The sequence below is a fragment of the Roseiflexus castenholzii DSM 13941 genome (assembly GCF_000017805.1).
In the GTDB taxonomy this organism is placed as follows: Bacteria; Chloroflexota; Chloroflexia; order Chloroflexales; family Roseiflexaceae; genus Roseiflexus; species Roseiflexus castenholzii.
The window spans coordinates 832,050-850,852 of record NC_009767.1; the positions used below are offsets into that span (position 1 = coordinate 832,050).

18 protein-coding genes are annotated in these 18,803 nt (G+C 62.9%); all 18 read right to left on the reverse strand.

The features are described 5' to 3' along the window. Nucleotides 1-445: 445 nt before the first annotated feature. Nucleotides 446-607: a hypothetical protein gene (locus RCAS_RS24810; protein WP_157042530.1), complete on the reverse strand. Its 162-nt coding sequence runs from the start codon at nucleotides 605-607 to the stop codon at nucleotides 446-448. A 10-nt stretch (nucleotides 608-617) separates the two neighbouring features. Then, nucleotides 618-2,090 (reverse strand): cobyric acid synthase, encoded by a 1,473-nt coding sequence (locus RCAS_RS03255; RefSeq protein ID WP_012119188.1) that lies wholly within the window; start codon nucleotides 2,088-2,090, stop codon nucleotides 618-620. Continuing rightward, entirely contained in the window at nucleotides 2,087-3,151 is a 1,065-nt protein-coding gene (locus tag RCAS_RS03260) for a pyridoxal phosphate-dependent aminotransferase (protein ID WP_012119189.1), read from the reverse strand. Before RCAS_RS03260 ends, RCAS_RS03255 begins: the two co-directional genes overlap by 4 nt. Next, entirely contained in the window at nucleotides 3,130-3,684 is a 555-nt protein-coding gene (gene cobU, locus RCAS_RS03265) for a bifunctional adenosylcobinamide kinase/adenosylcobinamide-phosphate guanylyltransferase (RefSeq protein WP_012119190.1), read from the reverse strand. The genes RCAS_RS03260 and cobU overlap by 22 nt, the downstream gene beginning before the upstream one ends. Then, complete coding sequence (locus tag RCAS_RS03270) at nucleotides 3,681-5,084, reverse strand: cobyrinate a,c-diamide synthase (protein ID WP_012119191.1); 1,404 nt, start codon at nucleotides 5,082-5,084, stop codon at nucleotides 3,681-3,683. Before RCAS_RS03270 ends, cobU begins: the two co-directional genes overlap by 4 nt. Further along, nucleotides 5,084-5,863, reverse strand: coding sequence for a uroporphyrinogen-III C-methyltransferase (gene cobA / locus RCAS_RS03275; protein WP_041330161.1), 780 nt, complete (start codon nucleotides 5,861-5,863; stop codon nucleotides 5,084-5,086). The genes RCAS_RS03270 and cobA overlap by 1 nt, the downstream gene beginning before the upstream one ends. 80 nt (nucleotides 5,864-5,943) lie before the next feature. Continuing rightward, the gene (gene cobJ, locus RCAS_RS25825) at nucleotides 5,944-8,457 is read right to left on the reverse strand and encodes a precorrin-3B C(17)-methyltransferase (RefSeq protein WP_012119193.1); all 2,514 of its coding nucleotides are present in this window, start codon (nucleotides 8,455-8,457) and stop codon (nucleotides 5,944-5,946) included. Then, nucleotides 8,454-9,269, reverse strand: coding sequence for a precorrin-4 C(11)-methyltransferase (gene cobM / locus RCAS_RS03285; protein ID WP_012119194.1), 816 nt, complete (start codon nucleotides 9,267-9,269; stop codon nucleotides 8,454-8,456). The genes cobJ and cobM overlap by 4 nt, the downstream gene beginning before the upstream one ends. Next, nucleotides 9,266-9,994, reverse strand: a complete 729-nt coding sequence (cobI, locus tag RCAS_RS03290) for a precorrin-2 C(20)-methyltransferase (RefSeq protein ID WP_012119195.1) — start codon at nucleotides 9,992-9,994, stop codon at nucleotides 9,266-9,268. The genes cobM and cobI overlap by 4 nt, the downstream gene beginning before the upstream one ends. Then, nucleotides 9,987-11,213 carry a bifunctional cobalt-precorrin-7 (C(5))-methyltransferase/cobalt-precorrin-6B (C(15))-methyltransferase gene (locus RCAS_RS03295; protein ID WP_012119196.1) on the reverse strand — a complete coding sequence of 409 codons (1,227 nt, stop codon included), beginning with the start codon at nucleotides 11,211-11,213 and terminating at the stop codon, nucleotides 9,987-9,989. Before RCAS_RS03295 ends, cobI begins: the two co-directional genes overlap by 8 nt. Continuing rightward, nucleotides 11,210-12,451: a cobalt-precorrin-5B (C(1))-methyltransferase gene (locus RCAS_RS03300; protein WP_012119197.1), complete on the reverse strand. Its 1,242-nt coding sequence runs from the start codon at nucleotides 12,449-12,451 to the stop codon at nucleotides 11,210-11,212. Before RCAS_RS03300 ends, RCAS_RS03295 begins: the two co-directional genes overlap by 4 nt. Nucleotides 12,452-12,456: 5 nt before the next feature. After that, nucleotides 12,457-13,125: a precorrin-8X methylmutase gene (locus RCAS_RS03305; RefSeq protein WP_012119198.1), complete on the reverse strand. Its 669-nt coding sequence runs from the start codon at nucleotides 13,123-13,125 to the stop codon at nucleotides 12,457-12,459. Then, on the reverse strand, nucleotides 13,125-13,643 hold the full coding sequence (locus RCAS_RS03310; protein WP_012119199.1) for an NAD(P)H-dependent oxidoreductase: 519 nt from the start codon (nucleotides 13,641-13,643) through the stop codon (nucleotides 13,125-13,127). The genes RCAS_RS03305 and RCAS_RS03310 overlap by 1 nt, the downstream gene beginning before the upstream one ends. A 147-nt stretch (nucleotides 13,644-13,790) precedes the next feature. After that, a complete protein-coding gene (locus tag RCAS_RS03315; protein WP_012119200.1) occupies nucleotides 13,791-15,209 on the reverse strand; it encodes a sirohydrochlorin chelatase in 1,419 nt (472 codons plus the stop codon). Nucleotides 15,210-15,607: 398 nt separating this feature from the next. Beyond that, nucleotides 15,608-16,504 (reverse strand): adenosylcobinamide-phosphate synthase CbiB, encoded by an 897-nt coding sequence (gene cbiB / locus RCAS_RS03320; protein WP_041330162.1) that lies wholly within the window; start codon nucleotides 16,502-16,504, stop codon nucleotides 15,608-15,610. A gap of 39 nt (nucleotides 16,505-16,543) precedes the next feature. Continuing rightward, nucleotides 16,544-17,278, reverse strand: a complete 735-nt coding sequence (locus RCAS_RS03325; RefSeq protein ID WP_012119202.1) for an energy-coupling factor ABC transporter ATP-binding protein — start codon at nucleotides 17,276-17,278, stop codon at nucleotides 16,544-16,546. After that, nucleotides 17,275-17,514 (reverse strand): hypothetical protein, encoded by a 240-nt coding sequence (locus RCAS_RS03330; protein ID WP_157042531.1) that lies wholly within the window; start codon nucleotides 17,512-17,514, stop codon nucleotides 17,275-17,277. Before RCAS_RS03330 ends, RCAS_RS03325 begins: the two co-directional genes overlap by 4 nt. A 111-nt stretch (nucleotides 17,515-17,625) precedes the next feature. Further along, a complete protein-coding gene (gene cobT / locus RCAS_RS03335) occupies nucleotides 17,626-18,687 on the reverse strand; it encodes a nicotinate-nucleotide--dimethylbenzimidazole phosphoribosyltransferase (protein WP_012119203.1) in 1,062 nt (353 codons plus the stop codon). Nucleotides 18,688-18,803: the final 116 nt, after the last annotated feature.

The following is an 18,803-nucleotide window of genomic DNA, read 5'->3' on the forward strand; positions in this document are numbered from 1 at the left end:
GTGTGCTGGATGGAATAGGACGCGGATGGACGCGGATGGTACGGATGGCTACGGGTGATTAAGTTGTTAATCCGTGTCGATCCGTCGTATCCGTGCCAATCCGTGTGCTGGATGGAATAGGACACGGATGGTACGGATGGCCACGGGTGATTAAGTTGTTAATCCGTGTCGATCCGTCGTATCCGTGCCGATCCGTGTACTGAATAGAATAGGACGCGGATGGTACGGATGGCCACGGGTGATTAAGTTGTTAATCCGTGTCGATCCGTCGTATCCGTGCCGATCCGTGTGCTGGATGGAATAGGATGCGGATGGACGCGGATGGCCACGGGTGATTAAGTTGTTAATCCGTGTCGATCCGTCGTATCCGTGCCAATCCGTGTGCTGGATGGAATAGGACACGGATGGACGCGGATGGTACGGATGGCCACGGGTGATTAAGTTGTTAATCCGTGTCGATCCGTCGTATCCGTGGCGATCCGTGTGCCCCAACTCGTGTCGATCCGTCGTATCCGTGGCGATCCGTGTGCCCCAACTCGTGTCGATCCGTCGTATCCGTGGCAATCCGTGTGCCCCAACTCGTGCCGATCCGACGACGAGTCTCCATATTCGCGTGCTCAACCAATGTCGAACAACCATCGTACCTGCTTTTCTCCAATCGCCGCAGCGACATGCTGCGCCAGATGGTCGAATGGATCGGTTGACGGGTTCAATTCTTCCCCTGGATGCCAGCCAAGGTGCTGCAACCACCCGCGTCGAAAGGCGTCGTTGGCGAAGATGCCATGCAGGTAACATCCCCATACGCGCCCGTCTTTGCTGATATGCCCGTCATGTTCTTCCACAGCGTCGGCGCCGCGTTGCGTAACGGTTATGAGCGGACGATCCGCGTCAATACTGCGCGTTCGACCCATATGGATTTCGTACCCGTGCAGACGCGCCCCCACAGCCCACGGCGCGCGCGAGACGGCATCCGCCTGAACGGTGAGTTTCGCGGCGCTAAAGATCGTCTCGACCGGCAACAAACCCAGACCCGGTTCGTCTCCTCCCTGTCCTTCGACGCCGAGCGGGTCGCTGATCCGTTCGCCGAGCAACTGATAGCCGCCACAGATGCCCACGATTGAGCCGGGGAACTGGTGCAGCGCCACATCGAAACCCCGCTCGCGCAACCAGCGCCGCGCCGCCAGGGTGTGCTTTGTGCCGGGAAGAATGACCGCAACCGCGTCGCTCAGATCGTCGGGGTGGGTGATGTAACGCAACGTGACGCCTGGCTCACGCGCCAGTGGATCGAAATCGTCGAAATTAGCAATCGCTGGCAGATGAATGACCGCAATGGTCAGACCATCACGCGCCAACCGGTTACCGCGCTCCAGCGCAACCGCGTCTTCCTCCGGTAGATGTAAATCTTCGAACCACGGAATGACCCCCAGTACCGGAAGACCACTGCGCTGCTCCAGGATTCGCACTCCATCCTCGAAGAGCGCCGGGTCGCCACGGAAACGATTGACAAGCAGCCCCTGCACCAGCTCACGCTCCTCCGGTTCAAGCAGCATCAGGGTGCCGAGCAACTGAGCAAAAATGCCGCCAGTGTCGATATCGCCGACGAGCACGCAGCGCGCCCCAACATACCTGGCAACTCGCATATTGACGATGTCGCCTGCCTTAAGGTTCAGTTCAACCGGGCTTCCCGCTCCCTCGGCGATCACCAGATCGCAGCGCGCGCGCAGTGCGTCGAGGTTGCGGGTGACGATTTCCCAGAGCATCTCTTTGCGTCGCCAAAAATCGAGTGCATCCAGGGTGCGCCACGGGCGCCCTTCGACCACGATCTGGCTGCGCCGCTGCCCTTCCGGTTTGATCAGGATCGGGTTCATTTCGACGGTTGGCTCGATCTGTGCCGCAGCCGCCTGTACAGCGACGCTGCGCGCGATCTCGCGACCATCAGCGGTGACCGCGGCATTGTTGCTCATATTTTGCGCCTTAAACGGCGCGACGCGCAAACCGCGCTGCCTTGCCAGGCGGCAGAGCGCTGTCACCAGGACGCTCTTGCCAACCGATGAAGCCGTGCCAAGCACCATGATCACCGGCGCTGTCATACGATCTCCTTCCAGGCAGCGATCAGTCGCGCGTTCTCCTCCGGTCGGCGCGGCGCGACCCGCACCCATTCCGGCAGCCCAAATGAAGCGCAATCGCGCACAATACAGCCGAGGTGAAGCAGGCGCGTCCGTACTGTGGCGCCATTCCCGCACCGCACGAGCATAAACGGCAGCGCCGCGCGCCAGACGTACAACCCCAACCGATGCAACCCGGCAACAAGGTCATCGCTGGCGCTCCATAGACGTGGCAGTGTGGCGGGAAGGAAGACGGCGTCGGTAAGCGCAGCCAGACCAGCCGCCTGCGCTGCGCTGTTGACGCTCCACGCTGGCTGAAAACGCCCAATGTGCGTAGCGACCTCCGGGTGTGCAATCAGGTAGCCGAAACGCAAGCCCGCCAGCGCGTAACTCTTGGTCAGCGAATAGAGTCGGATCAGGTTGGGAGCAGCAGTTCCATCCAGCGGGTCGCGTCCATCGTGCAGATCACGCTGAAAGGCATAGTATGCCCGGTCAGCCACCAGAAAACCATCGCACGCGGATGCCAGGTCGCCGATAATGGAGGGAGGCAGCGACGTGCCGGTGGGGTTATTCGGCGCACACAGCCAGATCAACCGCGGACGGATGTGCTGTACCGCCTCGATCAGCGCCTGTTCATCGAAACGGAACCCATCACTCGCCGGCGCGCGCACCTCGACCACCTGCATCCGCGCTAACCGACTGGCATGCTCGTACTCGCCGTAGGTGGGAGCGAGGATCAGCGCTGTCGCGCCTGGCTCGCCAAGCGCCTGTGCAATCAGGTAGATTAACTCATTTGTGCCATTACCGGCAAGCACCTGATCCAGCGCGCATCCGTGTCGTTCCGCCAGAATCGTCCGCACGCGCAGACAATGCCGGTCGGGGTAGGGCGTCGGATCGAGCGTCGCAAGCGCCGTATGCACCGCTGGCGGCGGACCGAACGGGTTCAGGTTGCTGCTGAAGTCGATCACTCGATCCGGCGCGATGCCAAGCGCTGCAAGCTCAGCACTGTCGAGCGCGCCGTGCACTACCCGGTCGAGCGTGTCCATGCTGCCTCCAATGCATGCAGTTCGACCGGAATACCGCACACGACCAGATAGACCTCGTCGGCTGCGGCGGCGATCCGTTGGTTCGCCCGTCCCAACAGATCGCGGTACTGCCGTCCAAGCGGATATTCCGGCACAATTCCCATGCCGACTTCGTTCGTCACGACGATCAGGTTCAACTGCCGCGCGCCTGCGGTTTCCAGGATTGTCGTCACTTCCCGGTCGATGACCGGCACGGGGTTGTCCTCATGCGCCAGAAGCAGGTTGCTGACCAGGAGCGAGAGGCAGTCGAGCAGCACGACCGAACCAGGCGTGAGCGATGCCAGCGCCGCAGCCGCGTTGTGAGGCGCTTCGATGGTCCTCCAGGCAACCGGACGGCGACGGCGGTGATGGGTGATCCGTTCGCGCATTTCGTCATCGCCCGCCCAGGCAGTCGCCAGGTAGACAACGTGGTCGCTCAGGCGTGCAGCGTACTGCTCCGCGCGCACACTCTTGCCGCTGCGCGCGCCGCCGGTGAAGAGCACAATGCGGCTCATAGCCGGGCTCCCTTCTGCCAGGCTGCCGCCGCAGCGACGAAACGTTGCGCCGCCTGTGGACACGCCAGGAAGTGAATGTGGATGTACGACGCAAGGGTGTTGTTGAGCACTGCTCCTTCGGAAAACGCTGCCGGACGCATAGCGTCGGGCAGGCAGGTGTAGAGCCGGGGCAGGCGCTCCGGTCGATCGTTCCAGGCGGAGTAGTGAAACTCATGCCCGCGCAGGGTTTCGCCCTTCTGCCAGAGCCAGGTGTCGCTCTCGGCGCGCACCGTTCGATAGCCGAGCGTCAAACGTGGCGTCATCACCGAGCGTCCGCCGAGTGCGCCGACCATCGGGAAGGCGCGCCCTTCGGCATCAATGATGGCGTCGGTCAAATACATCAACCCGCCACATTCGGCGTACACCGGCATTCCGGCGTCAACCGCTTTGCGAATGGCGCGCAGCAGAACGCGGTTGGCGCTGAGCGCTTCGGCATAGAGTTCGGGGAAACCGCCGCACAGATAGAGCGCCGCTGTTCCTTCGGGAAGCGTTGTGTCGCGCAGCGGGCTAAAGAAGGCGATCCGTGCGCCGGACGCGCGCAGCAGATCGAGATTCTCTTCGTAGAGAAAACTGAACGCCTCATCGCGCGCAACGGCGATTACCGGCTCACTGTCGCGCTCATTGCGCGCGAAGAGCGGCAGTGTGACGGCGCGATCATCGAGCGACGGCGCGGTGCGCGCCAGCGCAACGACCCGTTCCAGGTCAACGGTTGCTTCGATACGCGCGCGCACCTCGCGCAGCCACGCCTGCCAGCGTCCCGGCTCTGCCACCGGAATCAGTCCCAGATGACGCTCCGGCAATGTGAGCGTCTCGTCGCGCTGAAGAAAGCCGAGCACCGGTATGCCGACGCTTCCCTCGATAGCGTCCTGCACCATCCGTGCATGGCGCGAACTCCCAACCCGGTTGAGGATCACGCCCACAATCGTCGTCTGCGTGTCGAAATCGCGCAACCCGGCGACGATCGCGGCTGCGGTGCGCGCCATTGCCCGCGCATCGAGCACCATCACAACCGGTGTGGCGGTCAGGCGCGCGATATGCGCACTGCTGCCGGTGTCATCATCGCCGGAGTACCCGTCGAACAGCCCCATCACCCCTTCGATGATCGCTATGTCGGCGTCGGCGCTGCGCCGCGCCAGGACCCCGGCGATTTGATCCGGCGGCGTTAACCAGGCGTCGAGGTTGAAACAGGCGCGTCCGGCGGCAAGCGCATGGTACCCCGGATCGATGTAGTCCGGTCCGCATTTGAACGGCGCAACAATCAAACCGCGCGCCGTCAGCGCAGCGATCAATCCGGCGGTGATCGTCGTTTTGCCGCTGCCGCTCATCGGCGCGGCAAACAACAGACGCGGCAGAGCGGACATTATTCGTCCTCCCAGAACATATGGTGCGCTGGCGCACTCGCCGGGTCGAACCAGGCAAGGGTATCGGTCAGCGCCGCGACGGCGCCGACAACCAGGACGGCAGGGGGCGGCAAGTCGGCGCGCAGCTGCGCATCAAAAAGAGTTGCCAACGTTGCGCGAAGCACGCGCTGCTGCGCCGTCGTTCCGCGGCTGATCAACGCCGCCGGGGTGTGCGGGTCGCGCCCGGCGGCGATGAGGTTTGCGCAGACCACGTCGAGGCGGGTGAGCGCCATCAACACCACGAGCGTTGGCATGGCTGCAAGTGCATGCCAGTCGATGCCGCTGGCGGTTTCCGACGCTTCGTGCGCAGTGACCACCGCGAATGCCGATGCCACACGGCGCCTGGTCAGTGGTATGCCCGCGTATGCAGGCACGCCAATTGCCGAAGAAACACCCGGCACAACTTCATACGGCAGACCGGCAGCGACGAGCGCCTCCGCTTCTTCGGCGACATGCCCAAAGACGGACGGATCGCCCCCCTTCAACCGCACGACCTGCAACCCATCGCGCACCAGGCGCACCAGCAATTCATTGATCCCTTCCTGACGAAGCGCGTGATGCCCCGGACGCTTGCCGACGAAGATGCGCTCGGCGCGCGGCGGCGCTTCCTCAAGGAGTTCAGGCGCAATCAGGCGATCATAGAGCACCGCATCAGCCTGACGAAGCACGGTCAGTCCGCGAACCGTGATCAGGTCGGCGCGACCAGGACCGGCGCCGACCAGGTATGCTTTGCCGGTCATAGCATGTCTTTCTTTTGTGTCACAGCGCACCCCCATGGGCGTCCTGGACGGTTGCGGTGGGCGCCCCTATAGGGGCATCCCTACCGGTGACCTTCGATGTTCAGCGATTGTCCCAGCCACTGCGCAATCGCATCGCGCAGGGCGGCGGCGCGCGCGGGGGCTGCGCCGCCGCTACTCACAGCAATCGTTACACCGCCGGATCGATAGACGGCGGGTACGTGAAAGCATCCCTCCTCCGGTGCATCCGCGACGTTGCAGAGGATTCCTGCGACCGCAGCGTCGCGCGCAATCCGGGAGTTGACGCTGCGATCACTGGTGGCAGCGAATGCCAGCAATGCCCCCGCGAGATCGCCTTGCGTATATGCGCGCTGATCCCAGGTGATCCGTCCCGCTTCTGCCCACGCTGCCAGTTGCGGCGTAGCGGTCGGGCTGACCAGGCGCACCGATGCGCCCACCTCCAGCAACCCACGCACCTTGCGCTCACCGACTGCGCCGCCGCCGATCACAATAGCGGACAGCCTGCTGGTGTCGGTCAGCACAATGGGATATTCGCGCGGGGTCTGATTCGATGCCGGGAATGCTTCGGAACGGTTCGCTTCCGACTGCGCTCTGGCAGTGTAGCCACGTGGCGTCGCCATTCTTTCACCCAGCATATAACTCTGACTGTTCCCCACCAGCACCACAGTGAACATATCGGCGTCCAACGGGTCTGCCGCTGCAAGCGTCGTCAGGATCACATGCTCATCGTCGCGCGAAACGTTACGCCCAAATGCGACCGGTGTCGTCGGCGGACGGTGGGTGCGCAGGATGCGCAGCGCGGCGTCGAGTTGCCAGTCACGCCCGCGCGACCGCGGATTGTACAACGCAACGACAAAATCCGCCTGCGCTGCGGCTCGCAACCGACGTTCGATCACCTCCCACGGCGTCAGCAGGTCGCTCAGGCTGATGACACAGAAATCGTGGCTGACCGGCGCGCCGAGACGCGCCGCGAGCGCCTGGAAGGCGCTGATGCCCGGAATGACTTCGACTACCGGATCATCTCCCGTCCAACCGTCGTCGCGCAGCGCCTCGAATACCGGCGCAGCCATAGCGTAGATGCCAATGTCGCCGCTGCTGATCAGCGCCACCCGCCGACCGGCGCGCGCCAGTTCGATGGCGTGCCGTGCCCGCCCGGCTTCGTCCCCCATTGCCGGGGTGACCAGCACCTCCTGATGGGGTTGCAGCAGCGGAAGCGCCAGGTCGATATAGACCCGATAGCCTGCCACGATCTCGGCGCGGCGCAGCGCTTCGCGCGCGGCAAAGGTGAGGTGCTGCGGATCACCGGGACCGATGCTGACCAGCGTAAGGACACCCGACGGTTGATCATGTTTGGGGATGGTCGGGCGCGAAGGGACCACGGATTTGCGCGGATGCGACGGATGTTCACGGTTTGGTGCGGGATGGGAAACAATCGATCCGTGGGAATTGGTCCCGATCCGTGTGGAGCCGTGCGCCCCCATATGCCTTGTCCCCCGGAGCGTGCCATGTTCTGCCAGGGTAGTGGCAATGGTGCAGCGCGGGAATGCGCGCTTGGGCACGAGCAGCGGGCCGCCGCTGACGATCACGGCACATGGCTCGGCGACGCCGGGCAGGTCGAAATGCACGGTTGCGGCGCTGCGGCTGAACTTCGTGGCATCAAGCGCAGCGAGTTCGGCGGTCGAAACCACATGCAGAGGGATGGCAAGCCTGTTGGCAAGGGCGATCAGTCCCGGCTCATCCGCCTTGATCTCAGCCGTAGCGAGCGCTCCCACGCACCGTTCATCGAGACCGGCATCGGCGAGGGTTGTGCGCAACGCATCGTACAACTCATCGACCGAAACACCGCGCCGACACCCAATGCCGACAACCAGGACCGGCGGCAGGTAACGCACGCTCTTCGCCCGCAGTTTCTTCCAGAGGTCATTGATCTGATGATGTGTGACCAGGAGCGCCGCGGCATACCGGGCATCCATCAGATCGGCAGCGGTGTTGACGAACTCAATGTTTGGGCATAGCGCCAGATGGTTTTCCATCCACCTGCGAGCATCAGGCAGATCGGGTTCAACCCAACATCCGATCAGGTCTCCATTGACCAGGCACGCCATCGTATGCGTGAGTGCCGAGTCGCCGGCGATCCGCCAACCCTTGTTGCGCCCGATCATGTCGAGCGCAGGAAACCCCTGCGTATCGCTGGCAGTGGTGATCGCCGCCTGACCGCCGGTGAGCGCGGCGATCCGGCGCGCCAGGTCGTTGGCGCCTGCCTGATGTCCGCCGATCAGCGGGATGACGAACCTGCCGGCTTCATCGAGGCAGACGACCGCCGGATCGGTGGTTTTATGGCTTATGAGCGGCACAATCGTGCGCACGGCAATACCACTCGCCATGATCAACGCCAGCGCGCGACTGCGTCCCCACCAGTAGCGCACTTCATCAGACAATGATGCCGTATACGGTGTTGCGATGATTGCTTCGCCGGCGAATTTTGCCGGCACGCGCGCGACGGCGTTCAATTCCGGCGCCAGACGTTCCGCCAGGCGCGCACCGGCGCGGGTGACGGCAATGATCGTGATACTCACGCCTGCTCTCCGCTCTGCTTTCCATGACGAAAACGATGCGTATAGGTGCGATCATACAGCCGACTCGTCGCCCTATCGGTCTGTTTCAGCGCCGGATCGAGCGCCGGGCTGACCAGAATCAGCGCCTGGCGTGTGAAGCCGGCTGCTTTGACCTTCGCCACAATATCGCCCAGCGTCCCGTGGATGATTGTCTCATCGGGCCAACTCACACGATATAGCACAGCAACCGGTGTGTTGTGGGTGTACGCGCCACCTGCAAGCAGATCGTCCACCACACGCTGGATGCGGGTAACGCTCAGATAGATCGCCAGCGATGCGCCGTGCGCCGCCAGGCGATGCAGTTCCTCGCCGGGAGGCATCGGTGTGCGCCCGGAAGCGCGGGTAAAAATGACCGTCTGCACCACTTCGGGAACGGTCAACTCGATGCCGAGACGGGCAGCCGCCGCAAATGCCGCTGTCACACCGGGGACGATCTCATAGGGGATGTCAAGCGCATCGAGCGCCGCCATTTGTTCGTGAACAGCGCCATAGAGCGATGGATCGCCGCTGTGGAGCCGGGCGACGACCTGCCCGGCGCGCGCAGCGTCGCGCATCAGGGCAACAATCTGTTCCAGGTGCATATCCGCAGTGCCAATGATCCGCGCATTGGCGCGCGCCCACGAAGCGGGCAACCCATCGTCCACCAGGCTATCGGCGTAGAGGATTAGATCCGCCTGCGCCAGAATGTCGCGCCCACGCACGGTTATCAGATCGGGCGCGCCGGGTCCCGCGCCAATAAAGTAGACCGTTCCGGCGGCAACAGGATAGGTCATACAATGTCTCCACGGCGAACAATGACCAGCGACAGATAGGGGCGTCGCTGCGGATCGAGCGAACGCAGGTCGCGTGCAATGACTTCTTCCGGCATCCCGACGCGCTCGGCATAGAGCGCATGATCCAGCAGATTGAGTTCATCGAGCGCCGCCACAATCGCGGGCAGCGCCGCTCCTGCCTTCATCAGTACGACGGTTTCAAAATCGCAGAGCAATCGGCGCAGGGTTGCTGCATCGGTTTCATAACTTGCAGGAACAACAATCATGCGTTCATTGCTCATCGCCAAAGGCATGCCGCCTGCCGCCGCCGCTGCTGCAAACGATGTCACACCGGGGATGATGCGTACCGTCACCACTGCACAGAGAGCAGACAGTTCGCGCCAGAGGTAGACAAAGGTGCCATAGAGCAACGGATCGCCGAGGAGCAGATATGCGCCATGCCGATTGGCGCCCAATTCCGATACGATGGTTTCGGCAGCAGCACGCCACGCCGGATGCAACTGAGCAGAATCGCGCGTCATGGGCAGCGGCAGCGCGACGACCGCCTGCCGCGCGCGGTCGATCCAGGGTTCGGCGATGCGCAGCGCCAGGCTCTGGTCGCCATTGCGACTCTGTGGAACGAACAAGATATCCGCCGACTGAATGGCGCGCAAACCCCTGAGCGTGATCAATTCGGGATCGCCAGGTCCGAGACCGACGGCGGTCAGTGTGGCAGTCTTATCCATGCTGGTTCTCTTTTTGCCAGACAACGATAAAGACGGGATTGAGCGCTTCGAGGCGCAGCAGCGACTGGATGGGCATGCTGCGGTTAATCTGTGCCTGCGTCATCCGCGCCTCAGGAAGGAGCGCCAGCGCCTGCTGCACATGGTCGAACACAACCAGGTTCAGCACCAGACGCCCCTGAGGTCTGAGACGCTGCTGCGCCGTGCGGATGATCTCTACCAGGCGACCGCCGCTGCCGCCGATGAACACAGCGTGCGGATCGGGACAGTCGGCGCAGGCTTCCGGCGCTTCGCCATGGATGACGTGCAGGTTCGGCGCCGGGAAACGCCGCAGGTTTTCGTGGATGTGTCTTACAAACGGCTCGCGCCGTTCAATCGCGTACACCCGGGCAGTCGGGCAGGCGCGCGCCGCCTCGATGCCGACCGACCCGCTGCCTGCGCCAATGTCCCACAGGACATCACCCGACCGAAGCGCCAGTTCCGCCAGGCTCAGCAAACGCACTTCGCGTTTGGTGATCTGACCGGCGACGGTGCTGAACGCCTCATCGGGCAAACCGGGGGGGACAGGCGTGTGATGGATGAGATAATCGTTCCAGACGACGAACACATTCAGCGGCGCAAATGACCGCTCTGCCGCTTCGGCGAGCGTTGTGCGCACAATATGCTGTGCAGAGCCTCCCAGATGTTCACAAACTGCGCAACGCGTGGTTGGCGGCAAGCCAGATTCCAGCAAGGCAGCGGCAATGCGTGCGGGCGTGTTCCGCTGATCGGTCAGCAGGGCAGTCTTTGGTGATGTCAGCACATGTGCAATCACTGTTTCGAGTGGACGACCGTGAGCGCTGAGCAGTGTGGCATCGTGCCAGGGTTCCGCCAGCGCCGCGAACGCCAGTTGCGCCGAGGTTGGCGCCGGAATGATGTCGAGGGCTTCCGGCGGCAGCGCCCGGCGGAGCGATACGCCGATCCCGTACCAGAGCGGATCGCCCGACGCGAGGACAGTTGCCAACTCACCGCGTTCCCATGCCAGTTTCAACCGCTCCAGCGCCGGTTCGACCGACGCGCCGATGACCAACCGCTCGCCGGTGAACTCAGGAAACGCGGCAAGATGGCGTTGCCCGCCAACGAGAATCTCAGCGCGCATGATCCGGTCGTACAGGGCAGCAGGCACTCCCACAGCGCCGGCATCGGTCAATCCCACAACCAGGATGGGACGCCGCATTGTCATGGCATGTCCTCCAGCGGCTCATCGTCATCGGCGCCGAACGGTTCACTCACCAGGCGCTCGATCAGGGGGCGCGAGTCGCCGACCGGCGCACCGGAGCGCCCTGGTTTAGGCGCACCGGCGCGCGCCAGCACGTTGCCATCGAAATCGACCAGAATGGTCTCGAATCCCATCGCGCCTCCCTGCGCCTCGATAAAGCGCAGGCAGTGCATCAGCGCGAGATCGACAATCCGCTGGAGCGGCGCCGTTTGCCCGTATTCCTGGCAGAGTTCGAGAAAGTGGCGTCCGGTGTTCGCATGGGCGACTGCATCGATCAGCGGTTGCGGCGCGCCGACATCTCGACAAACCTGCGCCAGAAACGCAAAATCAACCTGATTACCGGCAACATGGGTCTGCATATGCCCCTGCGCGGTCTTGATCATTTTGCCAATCATGCCAACAAATACGGCTTCCTCAACGCCGCACGCAAGGCAGGTTTTCAGGGCATCGCCTGTGAAGACGCTCAGCTCGACAAACGCAAGTTCCGGCAATTCGGGGAAGAGGCGCATAGCGAACTTCTCTGAACGCCCACCGGTGCAGAGCACCACTTTTGCGACGTGATTACGCGCTGCCATTTCGACCGCCTGAATGACACTGGCACGCCAGGAAGCGGTGCTGTACGGAAAAACCTTGCCGGTTGTGCCAAGAATGCTGATGCCGCCGACAATCCCCAGGCGCGGGTTGAGGGTCTTCTGCGCCAGGCGTTCACCGTCGGGCACACTGATGACAACTTCCAGACCGTTATGGTCGAGGAAGGCTTCGCCATCGGGCGCGCACTCGCGCACTGCATCGCGCACATTATCGGCAATCTGCTGGCGCGGCACAGGATTGATCGCCGGACCGCCGACCGGCAGCCCCAACCCCGGCAACGTCACCCGTCCCACGCCGATGCCGCCGTCGATGGTGATGCCGGCGCCATCGATGTGGCGCACCCGCGCACAGATCAATGCACCGTGCGTGACATCCGGGTCATCGCCGGCGTCCTTGACCATGCAACAGTACGCCCAATCCTCGCCGCGCTGCATCTCTACCGGCGTCATCGTCGCCGTTTCACTGATCGGCAGCGTAATCGTCACCTGTGGAAGCCACTGCCCGGTCAGAAGCGCGATGGTTGCGGCTTTCGCGGCAGCCGCTGCATTGCTGCCCGTTGTGTAGCCGGTGCGGAGACCGCGCTTGTTGCGGGGTGGAACGGAATTGCTCATCAGAATCAGTAGACTGCCGTATTATCGACGCCAGCCGCCAGGCGCAAAAGCGCATTGACAATTGCGACCGCAACCGTCGAGCCGCCCTTGCGCCCGACCGTCACAATCCAATGCACATCGGAGCGCGCCATCAGCGCCTCTTTGCTCTCGACTGCATGCACGAACCCGACCGGCACGCCAATGACCAGCGCCGGACGCGCACCGCCATTGATCAGGCGCAGCAGTTCATACAACGCGGTCGGCGCGTTGCCGATTGCCACGACTGCGCCATCGAGCAGACCACTTGTATGCGCCACGCGAATGCCGGCCGCGCTGCGGGTCAGCCCATCATCATCGGCAATCGACAGCGCCTCACGCGAGTCGTTCAGGCAATGCACCGCTCCCCCGAATTCGCGCACCCGGCGCTCGTTGATGCCTGCGCGCACCATCTGCACATCGGCGAGCACGTGGCAGCCGCACCGCAGCGCAGCGACGCCCGCCTCGACAGCGCCAGAGCTGGCGCGGGTAATTGTGGCGAACTCGAAATCCGCCGTGCTGTGAATAATCCGTTCGACCACTGCGTTGAGCGGCGCTTCGAGATGAAAGCCGCGCTGTTCGAGTTCCGCGCGGATGATCGCAAACGAGCGCGCTGCGATCTTGGCAGCAGTGAGCGTTTCGGAAGGAAATTCAGCCATCACCCCTCCTTTGGTTTCAGACGCGACGCAACCTCCGCAACGCGACGCCCAAGCGCGCGCGCCTGCGCCAGGTCTTCATCGGTCAACACACCGACAGCCGTTGCGCCATAGTACGAACCGGCGCGTTCCATCACAGAACTCCAGGGCAGTCCCACGACAATCATCCCTGCGCCCAGGAACCAGTGCAGCACCGTCAGCAGTGTAAACTCGGTGCCGGAGTGACGCCCGGCGCTGCTGGTGAACGCTGCGCCGACTTTTCCCGCCAGGCTGCCCTCTTCCCACAGATCGCCGGTGGTATCGAGCCAGCGTTTCAATGTTCCCTTGATCCCTGTCCAGTTCGGCGTCCCGATGATAATCGCGTCTGCCTCCAGCAGATCGGACTTCTCGGCTTTGATAGGCTGCTTGATATTCACCGTCACGCCTGGAATGCCGGCGGCGCCCTCGGCTATTGCCTGTGCCAGCGCTGCGACCTGGTTTCCCGTATCGTGCAGAATAAATATGCGACAGGGCGGAGTCATGTCAGCCTCCCTGAGCGTATGAGCGATTGCGTGAAACACGCGACTGATGATCAGTATTGTAGATCATCTTGCAGGAGTCTGGCATGATGGATAGAGCATCCGAGGGTTGGGTGATAACGGTCCGGCGGTAAGTTAAGTATGGATCGCTTACCCCTGCACGTGCTCCTTCCAGTAGTGATACGTCTTTGCGACTGCTGTCACAACATTTTTGATCTCCCCGTCCAGGCGAAAGTCGGGTCCGGCAGGGAGGAAGAGGGTGCATCCCTCACGGCGCACACTGACGTTCTCGACCACAATCGCCCGCAGCAACCAGAGTGCCATGGCTTCACTTTCGCACACAAGACCGACCCATCCGGGCGTGTTCCCGGTTACAACCGGCAAGCCGGTGACCATGCGCAGACCACGCGCCAGTTCGGCGACCACGCGCGCGTATCCTTCTGGATCGGCGGCAACGGCTTCCGGCGACACCGGTTCGAGCAGCGTCCCCCGGTGTGGCGGTCCGCCTGCCAGCGCCAGTTCACAAAACGGGTTGTTCGGATCGTCCCCGCCCCAGACCCGATCCCACGCCACCCGTCCTTCATCGTCGTAGACGAGTGGCGCGGCACTCATCGGCGCTACGCTGACCGGTTTGCCGTTGCGGTAGCGCGGCGGCAGGATGGTGTCGAGCGCGGGAGCATCGTGATGATGGACGCCGCGCAAACCATGATGGTGGTCACTCTTCTGGAGACGACCATGGTCATCCTCGAATCCCGGCATTACTTGCCGATATTTGCACAGGTCGCAGTTAACGGCGGCAACGCCGTGCAATGCTTCGTCGTACCGCTGAAGAATGGCGGCAAGCACGCCTTCGTGCAAGCCCAGATGTTCCGCCATCAGGATGGGTAGCGCAGGGTGTTCCTTTCGGGCGCTCTCCACCTGCGACGTCATCCGCTGAAGAATGCGCCCGGTAAAGAGCAGGTACGGCGCAACGATGATCTGCTCCGCGCCAAGGGCGATACAGTGACGAATGATAGCGGCAACATCGGGACGGGTAATGCTGAAGAAGCCATACTCCACCCACCCGAACCCGCGCCCTTCCCAGAGCAGACGCGCCATTCGCGCCACATCGGCGTTGCTGTCGGGATCGCTGCTGCCGCGCCCGATGAGCGCGAGCGCGGTTCTATTGCGGGGAATGCGCGCGGACGTGGCAGCATATGTGGTTTCGATGCGTTCCGCCATAGCGCGCACCAGAGCGTATTGTACACCGAGCGGCGATCCGTAGCGAATGTCGAGATTGGGATGACGCATACGCGCCTGATTAAGCGCCACCGGAATATCATTCTTCTGATGACCGGCGGCGCCAAGGAGCAGCGGCAGCGCGACGATCTGCCGGAATCCGGCGCGCACACAGTCGTCAATCGCCTGACTGATCGGCGGGTCTGCCAGTTCGAGAAAACAGGGTTGCACAACAATGCCCAATCGCTCACCGACCAGTGTCGCCATCCGATGATACTCTTCCAGCCCGGCGGGATCGTCGGTGCCGTGACCTATCAGCAGCAGTGCCGGTTGGTTTGATGGGTGTGTCATGCCTGTGCCTTTCCAGATGCAATATAAGGTGCGCGCACGATCAATAGGACCCGGATTCTCACCGATGCGACGGATTCACACGGATCTGCGTATGATGGAAGATTGGGCGATGCTGTCAACGAATACTGCATCTCTGGCAACGATGAGAGTCAAACATTGTGCGAAAGACAGCGGGATCGCGCCTGTGCGATAGGCACACACCCAATCCGTCTCATACCAATGACGATTGACGATGCCGCATGCGTGTCATTCCGAGCCCTTCGCTTCGCTCAGGGTAAACGCAGCGAGGAATCTGAGCGGGTCGCGCAAAACCCCTCGCGCTGCTCGGGGTGACCATGCCGGATGGTCACAGGTCATTGGTATCAATCCGTGCAGATCCGTGTCCTCCAATATGACTGTCATCTTCTTCGCGCCAGCGCCACTGCTCCCGCCAGCAACGCCAGCACGACATGCGCAATACGACGCGCTTCGCCAATCATCGCGGCGTCGGGCGGGCGTGAGCCATCTCCCAGCACATAGTGCCCGCGTTTCGTCAATGTTGTATCGAGTGCGCCCGCCATTGCCGCCATGGGCCAGCCCGCATTCGGCGAAGCAGTGCGACCTGCGTCACGACGCACAATCCGCCTTGCCCCGCTTCCTCGACCACACACGATCTGTGCAGCAGCGACGATCAGCGCAGCCGTCAGGCGCGCTGGCAGGAAATTGAGCATATCATCGAGACGCGCTGCTGCTTTGCCCAGATACTCGTAGCGCTCGTTGCGATACCCCCACATGGCATCCGCCGTGTTCGATAGACGGTAGATCGCCATCCCTGGCAGACCGCCAATCAGGAACGCCAGGGATGGCGCCACGAGGCTGTCGCTCAGGTTTTCTGCCAGCGACTCGATTGCCGCACCTGCTACTTCATCGGCGCGCAGGTCGTCGGTTGGGCGACTGACGAGGCGCCAGCCAAGCACCCGCCGCGCTTCAGGCAGATCGCCGCGCTCCAGCGCCGCCTGCACCTCGCCAACCGCCCGATCAAGCCCCCGGTACGCCAGCAGCATTGAGGCGACACCACTCTGAACCGCCGGATGTTGCGGCAGCAAGGCAGCCACGAAACCGGTCAACGCTATGCCGCCAGCCAGCCATGCGCCGCCCCATACAAGGCGTTGGGCGGCATCATGCGGTGCCAGCCGCTCCCCAAGGCGCATCCATTGCCCCATGAGCGCCACTGGATGCCATGCATTCGGCGGGTCGCCGAGGACGAGATCGACGGCAAGGGCGAGCAGCAGCGTCTGACTTCTGTGTGCGAGCATAGGAGTGGTGATATGTACCCTAATTCCGCTCTTGCGCATTCAACGTTCAATCTCCGGTCCAACCTGCGCCCGCAAGTCTGGATCGGTGAACACCTTCGCCGCAGGCGCGGCAACGGCAACGCGCCCTTCGTGCATGACCACAACCGTGTCTGCCCAGTGCTGCGCAGCGTCCAGATCGTGTGTGGCGAGCACGACCGTCGCGCCGCGCTCGACCAGTCGATTGAAAATGGCAAAAACCTGCCGACGCATCCATGGGTCCAGTCCAGATGTTGCCTCATCGACCAGCAGAATATCTGGTCCCATTGCCAGCACACCTGCGAGCGCCACGCGCGTTTTTTGCCCGCCGCTCAGCGCATGGGTCGGACGGTCGAGCAGATCGCCAACGCCACACAGGTCCGCAGCCGCTGCCACCCGATGGCGCACCTCATCGATGCTCAACCCCAGATTGAGCGGACCAAAACTGATGTCTTGCCGAACGCTGGCGCTGAACAGTTGATCATCAGGATTCTGGAAAACTACCCCCACCTGACGACGCACCATCAGCAGACCGCGACGGGTGTATTCCAACGGTTTGCCATTCAGGCGCACCTGCCCTGCTGCCGGGCGCAGAATGCCGTTGGCGTGCAGAAGGAGCGTACTCTTTCCGGCGCCATTGCGCCCCAGCAGCACGATACGCTGCCCGGCTTCGATACGCAGCGTCGCGCCGCGCAATGCAGGCATCCTGCTGCCGGGAAAGGTGTAATGCAGGTTATCGAACTCGATCAGCGCGCTCATCCGATCATACTCGCCAGCGCCAGGCTCGCTGTCAGCGCAACGCCCCCCGCCGTCCGGCTGAAGCCCGCCCTCCTCCGACGCAGCGCATCCTCGCTCCGCCCCCCGCCGTCCGGCTGAAGCCCGCCCTCCTCCGGCGCAGCGCATCCCCGTTCCAGTCCAAGCAGGCGGGCTTTGCACCCGTAGCCCGCAGCTTCAGCCGACGGTCGGACTGACGCCGACGCGCAGTCTGCGTCCACGACACGCCTGCTGCGGCGCGTTGACTGTTGTGCCTTGCCCAACGAACGCGCGAACATCTTGTCTGACTGGAAGTCACTTGGCATCAGTTCTCAGTTCCTGGTTCTTGGTTCTCAGCCCTCGACCTTCCCCGACACCCCCGCCTCGCCGAACGTCGCCATCTCATCGAGAATCTTGCAGGCTGCCTGGCAGAGCGACATACCAAGCACCGCGCCGGTTCCCTCGCCGAGACGCATGCCCAGGTCGAAGAGTGGGGTCAGATCGAGATGAGCAAAGACCGCATCGTGCCCTCGTTCGACCGAGCGGAGTGCGGCGATCAGGAAGGGTTGCGCCGATGGCGCCAGGGTGCAGGCGATCAGCGCTGCCGCACCGGAGATGAAACCATCGATGACAACCGGCACACGTCGCGCTGCCGCACCCAGAATGACTCCCGCCAGCCCGCCGATCTCGAAGCCGCCGACCTTTGTCAGCACATCCAGCGCATCGCGCGGATCGGGATGGTGTAGCGCCAGCGCCTGCTCGATAACCGCAATCTTGCGGGCCAGCCCGGCATCGTCGATCCCGGCGCCGCGCCCGGTCACCTCGGCGACCGGACGACCGGTGATAGCAGCAACAACGGCGCTCGATGCAGTGGTGTTACCGATGCCCATGTCGCCGGTTGCCAGCAGATCGACGCCGGAGGCGATAGCATCATAGGCGCACGCAATGCCGATTTCGACTGCCTGTTGTGCCTGCGCGCGGCTCATTGCCGGCTCGACCGAAAAATCTGCTGTTCCCATACCGAGTTTGCGGTCGATCAGTTCGGAGTGCGACGGCAAGTTCGCTGCCACGCCAATATCCACCACAATCACGCGCGCGCCGATGTGACGGGCAAGCACATTGATCGCTGCTCCGCCGTTGAGGAAGTTCAACACCATCTGCGATGTCACCTCCGAGGGATAGGCGCTCACCCCGCGACGCGCAACGCCGTGATCGGCAGCCATAACGATGACCGCCGGGTTGTTCAGGCGAGGACGTGTCTGCCCGGTGATCCCCGCGATCTGAACGGACAACGTCTCCAGACGTCCCAGCGCACCCTGCGGCTTGGTCAGCACATCCTGCCGCGCCTGCGCTGCGGTTGCGGCGGCACTGTCGAGTGATCCGATCCGCGTGATGGTGTCGGTCAACAGACTCATGTGATTGTCTCCTTTCTGGATTGGTTATGCCAATGACGATTGACGATGCCGCATGCTGGTCATTCCGAGCCCTTCGCTTCGCTCAGGGTAAACGCAGCGAGGAATCTGAGCGGGTC